The sequence below is a fragment of the Citrobacter sp. CK202 genome, assembly GCF_030333225.1.
Lineage (GTDB): Bacteria > Pseudomonadota > Gammaproteobacteria > Enterobacterales > Enterobacteriaceae > Citrobacter_B > Citrobacter_B koseri.
Map to the genome: position 1 here is coordinate 391,692 of NZ_JAOWGI010000028.1, position 13,518 is coordinate 405,209.

13 protein-coding genes are annotated in these 13,518 nt (G+C 55.2%); 8 read left to right on the forward strand and 5 right to left on the reverse strand.

Annotated elements, in window-relative coordinates; translation table 11 throughout:
• Positions 1-70 precede the first annotated feature (70 nt).
• The 5 genes from pheP (at position 71) to OGX84_RS17955 (ending at position 6,155) form a co-directional block, all read left to right on the forward strand.
• On the forward strand, positions 71-1,465 hold the full coding sequence (gene pheP / locus OGX84_RS17935; protein WP_049010305.1) for a phenylalanine transporter: 1,395 nt from the start codon (positions 71-73) through the stop codon (positions 1,463-1,465).
• Between the two features lie 198 nt (positions 1,466-1,663).
• Positions 1,664-2,905: an MFS transporter gene (locus OGX84_RS17940; protein ID WP_049010302.1), complete on the forward strand. Its 1,242-nt coding sequence runs from the start codon at positions 1,664-1,666 to the stop codon at positions 2,903-2,905.
• A gap of 15 nt (positions 2,906-2,920) precedes the next feature.
• Positions 2,921-3,949, forward strand: coding sequence for a sugar phosphate isomerase/epimerase family protein (locus OGX84_RS17945; protein WP_060815862.1), 1,029 nt, complete (start codon positions 2,921-2,923; stop codon positions 3,947-3,949).
• Positions 3,946-5,097 carry a Gfo/Idh/MocA family protein gene (locus OGX84_RS17950; protein WP_230011759.1) on the forward strand — a complete coding sequence of 384 codons (1,152 nt, stop codon included), beginning with the start codon at positions 3,946-3,948 and terminating at the stop codon, positions 5,095-5,097. Before OGX84_RS17945 ends, OGX84_RS17950 begins: the two co-directional genes overlap by 4 nt.
• Positions 5,098-5,174: 77 nt before the next feature.
• The gene (locus OGX84_RS17955; protein WP_049010295.1) at positions 5,175-6,155 is read left to right on the forward strand and encodes a LacI family DNA-binding transcriptional regulator; all 981 of its coding nucleotides are present in this window, start codon (positions 5,175-5,177) and stop codon (positions 6,153-6,155) included.
• Between the two features lie 2 nt (positions 6,156-6,157).
• On the opposite strand, the gene OGX84_RS17960 is transcribed toward OGX84_RS17955, so the two are convergent.
• Positions 6,158-7,402 carry a mechanosensitive ion channel family protein gene (locus tag OGX84_RS17960; RefSeq protein ID WP_012133427.1) on the reverse strand — a complete coding sequence of 415 codons (1,245 nt, stop codon included), beginning with the start codon at positions 7,400-7,402 and terminating at the stop codon, positions 6,158-6,160.
• 74 nt (positions 7,403-7,476) lie between these two features.
• On the reverse strand, positions 7,477-8,913 hold the full coding sequence (locus OGX84_RS17965; protein WP_049010293.1) for an MFS transporter: 1,437 nt from the start codon (positions 8,911-8,913) through the stop codon (positions 7,477-7,479).
• Positions 8,914-9,020: 107 nt separating this feature from the next.
• Here OGX84_RS17965 and OGX84_RS17970 point away from each other — a divergent pair, with 107 nt between their 5' ends.
• A complete protein-coding gene (locus OGX84_RS17970) occupies positions 9,021-9,887 on the forward strand; it encodes a helix-turn-helix transcriptional regulator (protein ID WP_049010291.1) in 867 nt (288 codons plus the stop codon).
• Positions 9,888-10,110: 223 nt separating this feature from the next.
• Here OGX84_RS17970 and nfsB read toward each other — a convergent pair whose 3' ends face one another.
• From nfsB to OGX84_RS17985, 3 genes are all read right to left on the reverse strand, one after another.
• Positions 10,111-10,764, reverse strand: a complete 654-nt coding sequence (gene nfsB / locus OGX84_RS17975; RefSeq protein ID WP_047458272.1) for an oxygen-insensitive NAD(P)H nitroreductase — start codon at positions 10,762-10,764, stop codon at positions 10,111-10,113.
• A gap of 120 nt (positions 10,765-10,884) precedes the next feature.
• Positions 10,885-11,253 carry an MmcQ/YjbR family DNA-binding protein gene (locus OGX84_RS17980; RefSeq protein WP_058668738.1) on the reverse strand — a complete coding sequence of 123 codons (369 nt, stop codon included), beginning with the start codon at positions 11,251-11,253 and terminating at the stop codon, positions 10,885-10,887.
• Entirely contained in the window at positions 11,253-11,834 is a 582-nt protein-coding gene (locus OGX84_RS17985) for a TetR/AcrR family transcriptional regulator (protein WP_012133421.1), read from the reverse strand. Before OGX84_RS17985 ends, OGX84_RS17980 begins: the two co-directional genes overlap by 1 nt.
• A gap of 190 nt (positions 11,835-12,024) precedes the next feature.
• On the opposite strand from OGX84_RS17985, the gene OGX84_RS17990 reads away from it, so the two are divergent.
• Positions 12,025-13,125 (forward strand): MBL fold metallo-hydrolase, encoded by a 1,101-nt coding sequence (locus OGX84_RS17990; RefSeq protein ID WP_012133420.1) that lies wholly within the window; start codon positions 12,025-12,027, stop codon positions 13,123-13,125.
• 29 nt (positions 13,126-13,154) lie between these two features.
• Positions 13,155-13,496, forward strand: coding sequence for a RamA family antibiotic efflux transcriptional regulator (locus OGX84_RS17995; protein WP_024130566.1), 342 nt, complete (start codon positions 13,155-13,157; stop codon positions 13,494-13,496).
• Positions 13,497-13,518: the final 22 nt, after the last annotated feature.

Genomic DNA, 13,518 nt, shown 5'->3' on the forward strand with positions numbered 1-13,518 from the left:
TGTGCCTTGCGGCAACTATAGCGAAATGTTAAAAGGTGCCCCTTCAATAAAAACGATACAGGGGTAGGGCGTGAAAAACGCGTCAACTGCATCTGGCAACAGTTTGCCTGATGCTGCGTCGAACGGAGAGCCGACGCTTCAACGGGGGTTGCAAAACCGCCATATTCAATTGATTGCGCTGGGCGGCGCAATTGGTACAGGTCTGTTTCTGGGGATTGGCCCCGCCATTCAAATGGCTGGCCCGGCGGTTCTGCTGGGTTACGGCGTCGCCGGAATTATCGCTTTCCTCATCATGCGCCAACTGGGTGAAATGGTGGTTGAAGAACCCGTTTCCGGCTCTTTCGCGCACTTTGCATACAAATACTGGGGCCCCTTCGCCGGTTTTCTTTCCGGCTGGAACTACTGGGTCATGTTCGTACTGGTCGGGATGGCGGAACTGACCGCCGCCGGTATCTATATGCAATACTGGCTTCCCGATGTTCCAACCTGGATCTGGGCCGCCGCGTTCTTCATTATCATCAACGCCGTTAACCTCGTGAACGTGCGCCTGTACGGTGAAACGGAGTTCTGGTTTGCGCTAATCAAAGTGCTGGCGATTATCGGCATGATCGGCTTTGGCCTGTGGATGCTCTTTTCTGGTAACGGGGGAGAACATGCCAGTATCGAGAATCTCTGGCGCTACAACGGCTTTTTCGCTACCGGCTGGAACGGGCTGATCCTCTCTCTGGCGGTGATCATGTTCTCTTTTGGTGGGCTTGAGCTTATTGGGATCACCGCCGCTGAAGCGCGCGATCCGCATAAAAGCATTCCAAAAGCGGTGAATCAGGTGGTTTACCGTATTCTGCTGTTTTATATCGGTTCGCTGGTGGTGCTGTTAGCGCTTTATCCGTGGGTGGAAGTGCAATCCAACAGCAGCCCGTTCGTGATGATTTTCCATAATCTCGACAGTAACGTGGTGGCTTCTGCGCTGAACTTTGTCATTCTGGTGGCCTCGCTGTCGGTTTATAACAGCGGCGTCTATTCCAACAGCCGTATGCTGTTCGGTCTTTCCGTTCAGGGAAATGCGCCGAAGTTTTTAACCCGCGTCAGTCGCCGTGGCGTACCGGTGAACTCGTTGGTGCTCTCTGGCGCTATCACCTCGCTGGTGGTACTCATCAACTATCTGCTGCCGCAGAAAGCCTTTGGCTTACTGATGGCGCTGGTGGTCGCCACGCTGCTGCTGAACTGGATTATGATCTGCCTGGCGCACCTGCGTTTTCGCGCGGCGATGCGGCGCAAAGGTCGCGACACGCAGTTCAGGGCGTTGCTGTACCCTGCCGGGAACTACCTGTGCATTGCTTTTCTGGCGATGATTCTGGTTCTGATGTGTACCATTGACGATATGCGCATGTCGGCGATATTGCTGCCGGTATGGATACTGTTCCTGTTCGTTGCCTTTAAATTACTGCGCCGTAAAACCCGTTAATCCTGCTGCCCGGTGGCGTTGCGCTTACCGGGCCTGCACAGCCGCCACCCGCAATATCGCGCGCCGCGCCACACTTCACCTTTATCGTGACTCTCCTCGCAATTCTTATTTGATCCGCAGGATCTTTGTTTTGTAATCGATTACTTTTCATTTTGAGTTTATTTGTAATCGATTACTTTTTAAAGGTGAGGCAAAAAAATGGTGTCGACAACCGAAAGTAGTGGAAAACAGACCGTACAGTACCGGCTGCTGGTGCCGAGACTGTCGTTAATGATGTTCTTACAGTTCTTCATCTGGGGGAGCTGGTCGGTGACGCTGGGGCTGGTGATGACCCAGTACAACATGTCGCTGCTGATTGGCGATGCGTTTTCCGCCGGGCCGATCGCCTCCATCCTGTCGCCGTTTGTACTGGGGATGCTGGTGGATCGCTTCTTTGCGTCGCAAAAAGTGATGGCGGTGATGCATGTGGCGGGGGCGGCGATTCTGTGGTTTGTGCCGCAGGCGCTGGTGGCGCAAAACGGGGCATTGCTCATCGGGCTGCTGTTTGGCTATACGCTGTGCTACATGCCAACGCTGGCGCTGACCAACAACATCGCCTTTCATAGCCTGTCAGATAAAGATAAAACCTTCCCGGTTGTACGCGTGTTCGGCACGATTGGCTGGATTGTGGCCGGTATTTTTATCGGCGTGACGGGGATTTCCGACACCACCGGGATCTTCACGCTTGCCGCGCTCTGCTCTGTGATTCTGGCGCTCTACAGCCTGACGCTGCCGCACACCCCTGCGCCAGCGAAGGGGTTGCCGGTGAAGATACGCGATCTTTTTTGCGCTGATGCGTTTGCATTACTCAAGACCCGCCACTTCTTTGTGTTCTCGCTTTGCGCGACGTTAATCTCCGTGCCGCTGGGAACTTACTACGCCTATACCGCCTCGTTCCTGGCGGATGCTGGCGTGGGCGATGTCAGCACCGCGATGTCATTCGGCCAGATGTCCGAAATCGTCTTTATGCTGGTGATCCCCTTCCTGTTCCGCCGTCTGGGGGTGAAATACATGCTGCTGATCGGGATGTGCGCCTGGTTTGTCCGTTATGCCTTCTTTGCGCTCGGCATCAGCGAAGAGGGGCGCTTCCTGCTCTATCTCGGTATTTTGCTTCATGGCGTGTGCTATGACTTTTTCTTTGTGGTGGGTTTTATCTATACCGACCGCATTGCCGGAGAAAAGGTGAAAGGGCAGGCGCAAAGTATGATCGTCATGTTTACCTATGGCATCGGTATGCTGCTCGGCTCGCAGATTTCCGGCGCGCTGTACAACCGCCTGGTGGCGGGGCAGGCGGTTCCCCAGGCCTGGGTGACGTTCTGGTGGCTCCCGGCAGTGGCCGCTGCGGTGATTGCCGCGATTTTCCTTTTCGCTTTCAAGTATGACGAAAAAGAGCAGGCGTAATTTTCAGGAGGGGTTATGAGAACCATTAAGGGACCGGGTATTTTTCTGGCGCAGTTTATCGGGGGGCAACCCCCGTTTAATACGCTGGAAGGGCTGGCCGGTTGGGCGGCAGGGCTGGGTTATAAGGCCTTGCAGATCCCCTGCAATCATAAAGCGTTGTTTGATGTTGAACAGGCCGCCGTGAGCCAGACCTACTGTGATGATATTCGCGGGATGCTGGCGGATCACGGCCTGGTCATCAGTGAATTATCGACCCATCTTGAAGGTCAACTGATTGCGGTACACCCGGCCTATGATGAGGCGTTTGCCGGTTTTGCGCCGCCGTCGGTGCGCGGAAACCCGCAGGCGCGACAGGCATGGGCGACGCAGACGTTGCAACAGGCTGCCGCCGCTTCGCAAAAACTGGGGCTGACCGCACATGCCACCTTCTCAGGTTCGCTCGCCTGGCCCTATTTTTACCCCTGGCCGCCGCATAATCGTCAGCGTTTTGACGAGGCGTTCAGCGAACTGGCGCGCCGCTGGCGACCGATTCTCGACTGCTTTGATGAGCATGGCGTGGACGTGTGTTATGAGATTCACCCCAGCGAAGATTTGCACGATGGCGTCACGTTCGAGCGTTTTTTAGCACTGGTCGACGATCATCCGCGTTGCCATATTCTGTACGATCCCAGCCACCTGCTGCTACAACAGATGGATTATCTGGGCTTTGTGGATGTGTACCACTCGCGCATTAAAGCGTTTCATGTGAAAGATGCCGAGTATCGCGCCAGCAGCCGTAGCGGCGTATACGGCGGGTATCAACCCTGGATTGAGCGGGCCGGGCGGTTTCGTTCGCCGGGCGACGGACAGGTGGATTTCAAAACGCTGTTCAGCAAGTTCGCCCAATATGATTACCCCGGCTGGGCGGTACTGGAGTGGGAGTGCTGCCTGAAAGAAGCCGCCACCGGCGCGCGTGAGGGCAGTGAATTTATTCGCCGTCATATTATTCCGGTTTCTGAGCATGCGTTTGATGATTTCGCTGCGGGTGATGAGGTACGTAAATGATTCAGGTTGGCATTATCGGAACCGGGTTTATTGGCCCTGCGCATATTGAAGCCTTGCGCCGACCGGGAAACGTATCGGTGGTTGCGCTTTGCGACAGTTCGCTGGAGAAGGCGCAGGAGAAAGCCCGGGCGCTAAACGTTCCGCACGCTTACGGCAGCGTGGAGGCATTACTGGCGCATCCGGGATTGCAGGTGGTACACAACTGCACGCCGAACTATCTTCATGCCGACATTAATCGCCAGGCGTTGCGGGCGGGGTTGTCTGTGTTCTCCGAAAAACCGCTCTGCATGACGCCGGATGAAGCGCGTGAACTGGCCGCGCTGGCGGAGCAGGCGGGGGTGGTGCATGGCGTGAGTTTTGTCTACCGGCAGTTTGCGATGGTGCAGCAGGCCGCCAGCATGGTTCGCGCCGGGAGCGTCGGGCGGCAGTTTTCCGTGCAGGGCAGTTATTTGCAGGACTGGATGCTGCTGGAAACCGACTATAACTGGCGCGTAGACCCTGCGCTTGGCGGGGACTCACGCGCGGTGGCGGATATCGGTTCACACTGGTGCGACACGGTGCAGTTTGTTACCGGAAAGCGGATTGTGGAGGTGATGGCGGATCTCGCTACGGTCTGGCCAACGCGTAAGGCCAGCGTGGAAGGAAACTCGACGTTTACTCAGCCGCTCACGGAGCGCCAATGGGTAGATAAACCGGTCAGCACGGAAGACAGAGGCGCGGTGCTGGTGCGTTTTGATGACGGCAGCAAAGGCTGTTTCAGCGTTTCACAGGTGAGCGCCGGGCGGAAAAACCAGCTGACATTTGAGATTAACGGCAGTCACTGTTCGCTGGCCTGGGATCAGGAAGTGCCGCAGCAGCTGTGGATCGGCCACCGGCAGCAGGCGAATCAGATCCTGACGGACGATCCCGGATTAATGAACGCGGATGTGGCTGGCAGCGCGCACTTTCCCGGTGGGCATATTGAGGGCTGGCCGGATGCCTTTAAAAACATGATGCAGCAGTTTTATCTTGCGGTGCAGGCAGGAAAAATGCCCGCGCCGGAGGTGCGTCGTTTTGCCTCGTTCGCGGACGGTGCTGACGTGATGTATATCATTGACGCCATTGTGAAAAGCCATCAACACCAGCGGTGGGTGAGCGTGATGCGGTAAACCTTCGCCCGGTTCGCCGGAGGGCGATTTTATGGTAGCCTCAACACAAAGCGCAAACCGCAGGATGTGTCGCCGTTATGTCTATTCAAAAAATCGCCCAGCTCGCCGGTGTGTCGGTGGCGACGGTATCACGCGTGCTCAATAACAGTGATACCGTCAAAGCCAAAAACCGCGAGCGCGTGCTGCAAGCCATCAAGGAAAGTAACTATCAGCCCAACCTGCTGGCGCGCCAGCTTCGCACCGCGCGCAGTTCAATGATTCTGGTGATGGTTTCAAATATTGCGAACCCTTTTTGCGCAGAAGTGGTGAAGGGCATTGAAGAAGAGGCAGAGAAAAACGGATATCGCATTCTGCTGTGTAATTCAGGCTCGGATATGGCGCGTTCAAAATCGGCGCTGAAACTGCTCTCGGGGAAAATTGTCGATGGCATTATCACTATGGACGCGTTTTCAAAATTACCGGAGCTGACCACCATGATCGGCGATGCGCCTTGGGTGCAGTGCGCGGAATACGCCGATAAAGGCGCGGTCTCCTGTGTGGGGATCAATGACGTTGATGCCGCACAGTCGGTCATCTCCCATCTGGTCGAAAAAGGGTATCAGCGGATTGCGCTGATCAACCATGACTTAAGCTATAAATATGCGCGTCTGAGGGAGCGGGGGTATAAGGCGGCGCTTCATGCCTGGTCTCTGGATTATCAGGCGGTAGAGTATGCCAGCGAACTGAGTTCCAGCGCCGGAATGGCGGCGATGGACGTTTTGCTGGCGGCCGAAACGCGCCCGGATGCGGTTTTTGCGGTATCGGATACCCTGGCGGCAGGGGCCATGCGCGCTATTGCCAACGCCGGATTGCGCATCCCGCAGGATATCGCCGTCGTGGGTTTTGACGGTACGGAACTGGCGGAGATGGTCTCCCCGCAACTGACCACTATCGAGCAGCCTTCCCGCGATATTGGCCGTAAAGCGGTCGGGCTGCTGCTGAACCGGATTGAACACCCGGATGCGCCAACAGAAAGGGTGATGATGGACTGGCGCTATATTTCCCGCGCCAGTACCTGATATTAGCGCTGAAATGCCCCGGACAGCGCGCGAATATCGTTTCCTGTAGGGGACTGGTGAATCCGTAAGCCAAACTCTTCGACCACGGCAAAAATGTGGTCGAAAATATCGGCCTGAATACTTTCATATTCCAGCCACACCACGGTATTGGTAAACGCGTAAATCTCAATGGGTAAACCCTGATCGTCCGGCGCAAGCTGGCGTACCATCATGGTCATATCTTTGCGGATACGCGGATGGTGGCGTAAATATTCATTCAGGTAGGCGCGGAAAGTGCCAATATTGGTCATCCGACGATGATTGAGTACGGATTCCGGCGCAGTCTGCTGTTGGTTCCATTCCTGGATTTCCTGATGGCGGGTGGTTAAATAGGGCTTTAACAAATGCGCTTTATATAAACGCTGCTGCTCATCCTCATCAAGAAAATGAATGCTGGTGGCGTCGATACTGATGCTGCGTTTAATTCGGCGACCGCCAGAGGCGGACATGCCGCTCCAGTTTTTGAAAGAGTCCGAAACCAGGGACCAGGTGGGGATGGTGGTAATGGTATTATCCCAGTTACGCACTTTCACGGTGGTTAAGCCGATATCGATCACCGCGCCGTCCGCGCCGTATTTCGGCATTTCCAGCCAGTCGCCCAGCTTCAGCATATCGTTCGCTGAAAGCTGTATACCCGCGACCAGACCGAGAATGGGGTCTTTAAACACCAGCATTAAGACGGCGGCCATCGCGCCGAGACCGCTAATGAGAATAGCCGGAGACTGACCTATCAGCAGGGAGATCATCAGAATACCGATGATAATGGCGCCGATGAGCTTGATGCCCTGGAATATCCCTTTCAGCGGAAGCTGAGACGCCGCCGGGAATTTTTGCGACAGGTTGAGAATAACATCCAGTAATGAAAAGACGGATAACAGGGCATACATCATGATCCACAGCTGTGCGCAGGTGGTTAATATCTCAGCTGCCTCAGTCCCCTTTTGTAGCCAGAGCACAGCCTGAATATTGACGATAATCCCCTGGAGCGTAAACGCCAGGCGGTGAAATAATTTATTCTGGGTAATGATTTGCAGCCACAGGCGTGAACTGGCGCTGGCGCGCTTTTCAAAGGCTCGCAGCACCACCCAATGCAAAATAATATGCACAATGATGGCAGTGAGAAAAATAATGCCAAAAATCATCACCAGCGAAGTGGTGTGATTCATTTCGATCCCGAGTTCTTCTACCTGAGATATTAATTCCTGCATAACGTCTCCTTTATAAACAGCGGTCTATGATGACCGCTGTGCGGATATTATGCAAATTGCGCGGCGCAGGTTTGCTATTTTGACGCCATACAGGGGCGGGTTGCATTGATATTCAATGCGCGGCGAAACCATAATGTCGCCAGAACCAGACTGAGCATCATGGCGGCTTCGACGGCCAGAAAACCGATCACCGACTGCGTATAATCGCCGTGACTATTGTGTTGCAGATGCAAAAATAACGCCCCCAGCACCGCCGGGCCAAGCCCCAATGTGGCTTGCTGCAACGTGCTTAAAATGGCGCTTCCGGCTCCGGCATCCTGCGTGCTGATATCGCGCATGCCGATACGATAAAAGCTGTTCACGATCAGCGCCTGTCCATAACCTATCAGGGCCGTTGCCGGCGCCAGCGCGAAGGTGGATGTTTGCATGCCCGAATGCCAGAAGGTCATCATTAACCCGGCTAAGCCGACTATCTGAATCGCCAGACCCATCAACAGAATACGCCCCATGCTGTAGCGCGCAATCAATCGCGGTGCGTAGCAGGCCGAGATGAAATAGGCCGCGCCGAGGGCGATAAAGCTGTTGCCGGATTCCCACGGCGCCATCCCCAGACCCATTTGCAGAGTCAGCGCCATACAGAACATAAAACCTGACCATGCGCTAAAAAACAGCAATGCGATCAGAATGCCGAAGCGGATGCTGGTCAGCCGTAACAGGCGCGGCGGCAGAAGCGGGTGCTGGTGGCGCAGCTCCTGCCGGAGCGCATTTTTACGCATCCACCATCCCAGCGGGAGAATGGCAAATAGCGCTGCCTGAGCCTGCCAGGGCCAGCCGGTTTCTGGCCCCAGCGCCATAGGAAAAAGCAGGCAGCAGAGGATGGCGGCCAGACAGACGGTGCCCAACCAGTCGATGTCGGCGCGGGTTTCGCTGGCCGTTTCGGGAACGTGGCGGCGGCTGAATGCCAGTACCAAAAGGCAGACCGGGACATTAATAAAAAATGCGTTGCGCCAGCCAAGCCCGGCGATATCCGCCGAGACCAGCCAGCCGCCGCCCATTTGACCGACGATAAAGGCAATGCCGCCAATACCGCCATACAAACTGATGGCCTTTGCGTGCGCGCTTCCTTTTAGCGTGACGTGAAGCGTGGCGAGAATTTGCGGCACGATCAACGCCGCGCCAGCCCCCTGCAAAATACGGGCGCCCAGCAGCATGTGAATAGAGTTCGCCAGACCGCAGAACAGGGAGGCGACGCCAAAGAATGCGACTCCCCACATAAACAGGCGGCGGCGACCGTAGTTATCGCCGAGCTTGCTCCCCAGCGCCAGACAGACCGCGAACGTAATCCCATAGAGGGCGACAATTAACTCCAGTTGCGTCGTTGTCGCCTGTAAAGACCGGGTAATGGATTCCAGGGCGACGTTGGTAATCGATGTATCAATAAGCGGCAGCATTTGGCCTGTCAGCAAGAGCGATAGCCCGGTGCGACTGAGTGAAACGGCTGACGTATTCATGGTAACTCCATTGCGTCATTCAACAGATGGACGTAGCATTACTGAAGAATTAAACGGGTACCAGTTCCTGGTTATACTGGTATTGGTACTACCATGCTGGAGGTAATATGACGGTGATGACGCGACGTGAGCCCACGGTGATGCAACCCGCAGACAACCGGAAGCAGCTCGGCGCATTTTTACGCGCCCGGCGGGAAAGCCTCGATCCGCAACGTATGGGGCTGCCGCGCGTCGGTCGGCGGCGAACGCCCGGTCTGCGCCGCGAAGAGGTGGCGATGCTGGCGGAAGTTGGCGTGACCTGGTACACCTGGCTGGAACAGGGGCGGGAGGTGAATCCCTCTGAGTCGGTACTGGTTGGCGTTGCGAATGCGCTGCAATGCAGCCCGCTGGAAACCCGACACCTGTTTGTACTGGCCGGGCTGACGCCGCCGGAATCGACGCAGATCACCGTGTGCGAGGGGATCAGTGCGGGAACCCGCCGTATGCTTGACAGCCTGATGCCGCAGCCAGCCAGCATTCAGAAACCTAATTTTGATATTGTGGCGTGGAATGAGAGTTTTTGTCGGCTGATGGGCGTGGATTTTGCCACGATCCCGGATGACGATCGCAACTGTATTTACCTCTACCTCACCAACGAAACCTGGCGCAGCCGCATAGAAAACCGCGACGTGCTGCCGACGTTTGTCTCTTATTTCCGTGCGGCAATGGCGGAACACCGTGGCGATCCGGGGTGGGAAAATAAACTGGCGCGCTTTTTCGCCGCATCTTCCGAGTTTGAAGCGTTATGGCATCAGCGTTATGAGGTGCGTGGCGTGGAAAACCAGGTGAAGAATTTTCTCCATCCCCGGTTAGGGCGTTTTAGTTTGCAGCAGATGTACTGGTATTCCGCCCCGCGTAACGGCTCCCGGTTGTTGGTGTATTTACCGATGGATGAGGCCGGAGAACAGGCGCTGGCGTGGCTGGATAAGCAGTAAAATGCCCGGTGGCGCTATGCTTACCGGGCCTACAATAGCGTATGCTCCGTAGGCCGGATAAGGCGATATGCCCGGTGGCGCTACGCTTATCGGGCCTGCAATAACGTGTGCTCCGTAGGCCGGATAAGGCGATATGCCCGGTGGCGCTGCGCTTACCGGGCCTACAATAGCGTATGCTCCGTAGGCCGGATAAGGCGCAGCCGCCATCCGGCATAACAAGAAATCAGACTTCCGTCAGGGTGGTTTCCTGCGGCAGGCGGGATTTCGGCAGCGCAGCGTTAAAATCTTCTACGCTGTGATGGCCGACAGGCACCACGACCAGGCTGGTATAACCTTTCTCTTTCAGGCCAAATTCAGCGTCAAGAACCGCGGCGTCGAAGCCTTCAATCGGTACGGCGTCCAGACCCATCGCGGCGACGCCCAGCAGGAAGTTGCCAACGTTCAGGTATACCTGTTTCGCCATCCACTGATCGTCATCTTTCAGGTCGCGGCGGTGCAGATCCGCGAAAAAGCGACGGCCTTTGTTATTTGCCGCTTTGGCTTCCGGCGTGGCAAAACGGCCATCAGCATCTTCCTGATCGACAACGCGATCCAGCCAGGCGTCGTCCATTGCGGTTTTTGCGCAAAACACGACGACATGGGAAGCATCCAGCATTTTGCGCTCGTTAAACACGAAATTACCAGCGGCGGATTTCGCAACGCGCGCTTTCCCTTCTTCGGTGCTGGCGACGATGAAATGCCACGGCTGAGAGTTGGTGCTGGAAGGGCTATATTGCAGCAATGTTTTGAGTTTTTCCGCTTCGTCTGCGGTCAGTTGTTTGCTGGGATCGAACGCCTTAGTGGAGTAGCGTTTTAAGGCGACAGAAACGATATCCATAAATACTCCTGATGTTTTTTAATACCCTGCGGGTGCGTTTTCGTGCCAGCAGGGTACAGGGTTAGCGCATAAAAGATAAGAGAGAAAAATGCGAAAACACTTATCGATATCAACGATAAATCAGGTGGGGCGCAGACGCTTTTGATCTTTTTTAGCCAGACCATCCACCACCAGATTCCAGGAGTCGCCGATCAGGTCGGCGAGCAGCGACGGCGTGATATCGTCTCCTGCGTAAACGGAAATCCAGTGTTTTTTGTTCATGTGGTAACCGGGTTCAATACTGCGATAAATCTGCTGATTTAACAGGGATTTCTGTGGATCGGACTTCAGGTTCACAAACCGACGGCCGCGTTGTTCTGAAACGATCATGAATATCTTGCCGCCGACTTTAAAGACATCAAACTCCGGGCCGAACGGCCAGCAGTGTTCGGTGAAAGGCAGTTCGAGCGCGATGCGTTTCGCACAACGATGCAGCGTCTGGCCGTCCATTATTTTTCCTCGCGGGTGAGGGCGCGCCACATCGCTTCAAAACCCAGCGAGATGTACTCATTTGCGTGGGCCGGATCGCGGGCGGCAAATTCCATCGTGGTTTCCGCCAGGGTGAGGAACAGGGCATCGCCAAAGGCGCGGTATTCGTCAGACATGAAAATGGGCAGAACCGAACGATGGCAGAGATCGCGCAGTTCCGGGAACATATCGTCCGCCAGTTGCTCGGTTTCTTTCGTGATTTTCTCACTAACCGCAAGCTGGCGGATGGTGCGGTGTCCGTTAGTGTTGTTCAGGCCCCAGTTGATGTAGCTGTTCCAGATGAAGTGCGTCATGGTTCTGGTGTCGGTGATTGAACGGTCCAGATTCGCCATCATCGACTGGCAGAGATCCTGCTTCAAATGCAGATAAAGCTCGTTGATTAAGTCATCTTTTGTCGCGAAATAGCGAAACAATGTTCCCTCAGCAACACCTGCGTTGCGAGCAATGACGGCGGTGGAGGCGGCAATGCCGGATTGCGCGATCGCTTTTGTTGCGGCTTCCAGTAACGCCAGTTTTTTGTCTTCACTCTTCGGACGAGCCACTACACTTTACCCTTAATGATGTAAAAAACACGATTGAAACACGCTCTTTGCAGCGCCGCAACGGTGAATGTCAAAGATTGAAAATCATCTTGACGAGATTCCTTCGCTTTCTATAATGAGTGCTTACTCACTCATAATCAAGTGACAGTCGCGCAAACCAGCGGAAAGGGGCGCGTTTTCGGATCAGGATATGAAGCGTCTCACAATTTGTGTGGTTGTTATTATGCTTATTGCTTCTACAGCGAGTCTGCCGTTTGTCCTTAACGCCGGGTTTGGTCAGGTGCCGCAGGGCGCTCAACTGAGCCTGGTGGAACAGTCTCCACACTATCGTGATGGACAGTTTCATAATCAATTACCCACTCCCGGTTACACCGGGGATAAGGGGATGCTCGCCGCATGGTGGGAGTTTCTGGTCGCTAAACGTGAAAATGCGCGGCCTGCCCAACCGTTGCCGCTGGTAAACACCGATCTCGCCAGCGTACCGCGCGATCGGGACACGCTCATCTGGCTGGGCCATTCCTCCTGGTATCTGCAACTGGCGGGAAAACGCATTCTGATCGACCCGGTATTCAGCAGCTATGCCGCGCCGTTTTCGTTTCTGAATAAAGCCTTTGCCGGGGACTACCCCTGGACGGCGCAAAATATGCCGGAGATCGACCTGCTGATCATCTCGCACGATCACTATGACCATCTGGACTACGCCACCATTAAAGCGCTGATGCCGAAGATTAAGCGGGTCATTACGCCGCTGGGTGTGGGATCGCATTTGCGCTACTGGGGCATGAATGGCGGGATTATCGACGAGCGCGACTGGAACCAGTCCGTCAGGATCGATGATGCGCTGCTGATCCACGTCCTGCCCGCGCGCCATTTTTCTGGCCGGGGGCTCAAACGTAACCAGACGCTGTGGGCGAGTTTTATGTTTGAGACGCCTGAACAGAAGGTTTATTACAGCGGAGATTCCGGTTACGGGCCGCATTTTAAGGCGATTGGAGAACAGTTCGGCTCAGTCGATCTGGCCATCATGGAAAACGGTCAGTACGACCGGGACTGGCGATACATTCACATGATGCCGGAAGAGACCGCGCAGGCGGCGCAGGATCTGCGCGCAAAAGCGATTTTACCCGGTCATGCCGGGCGTTTTGTCCTGGCGAAACACAGCTGGGACGATCCGTATAAACGTCTGGCGCTGGCGAGTCGTCATAAACGCTACCGCCTGCTGACGCCGACGCTGGGAGAACCGGTGATGTTGGCCGATCCGACCCAGCAGTTTACGGCCTGGTGGGAATAAGCGACCATTTTTCGGAGGGGGAGAGCACGATGACCATTTCCGCTCAGGTAATCGACACTATTGTCGAGTGGATTGATGATAATTTAAATCAACCGTTGCGCATTGATGATATTGCCCGCCACGCCGGGTACTCCAAATGGCATCTGCAACGCCTGTTTATGCAGTACAAAGGGGAGAGTCTGGGGCGCTATATCCGGGAGCGTAAGCTGCGGCTGGCGGCGCGTGATTTACGCGATACCGACCAAAGGGTGTATGACATCTGCCTGAAGTACGGTTTTGATTCGCAGCAGACCTTTACGCGGATCTTCACCCGAACCTTTAATCAGCCGCCGGGTGCCTACCGTAAAGAGAATCACAGCCGTACGCACTGAGTTTCCCCGGCAGCGCCTGGCT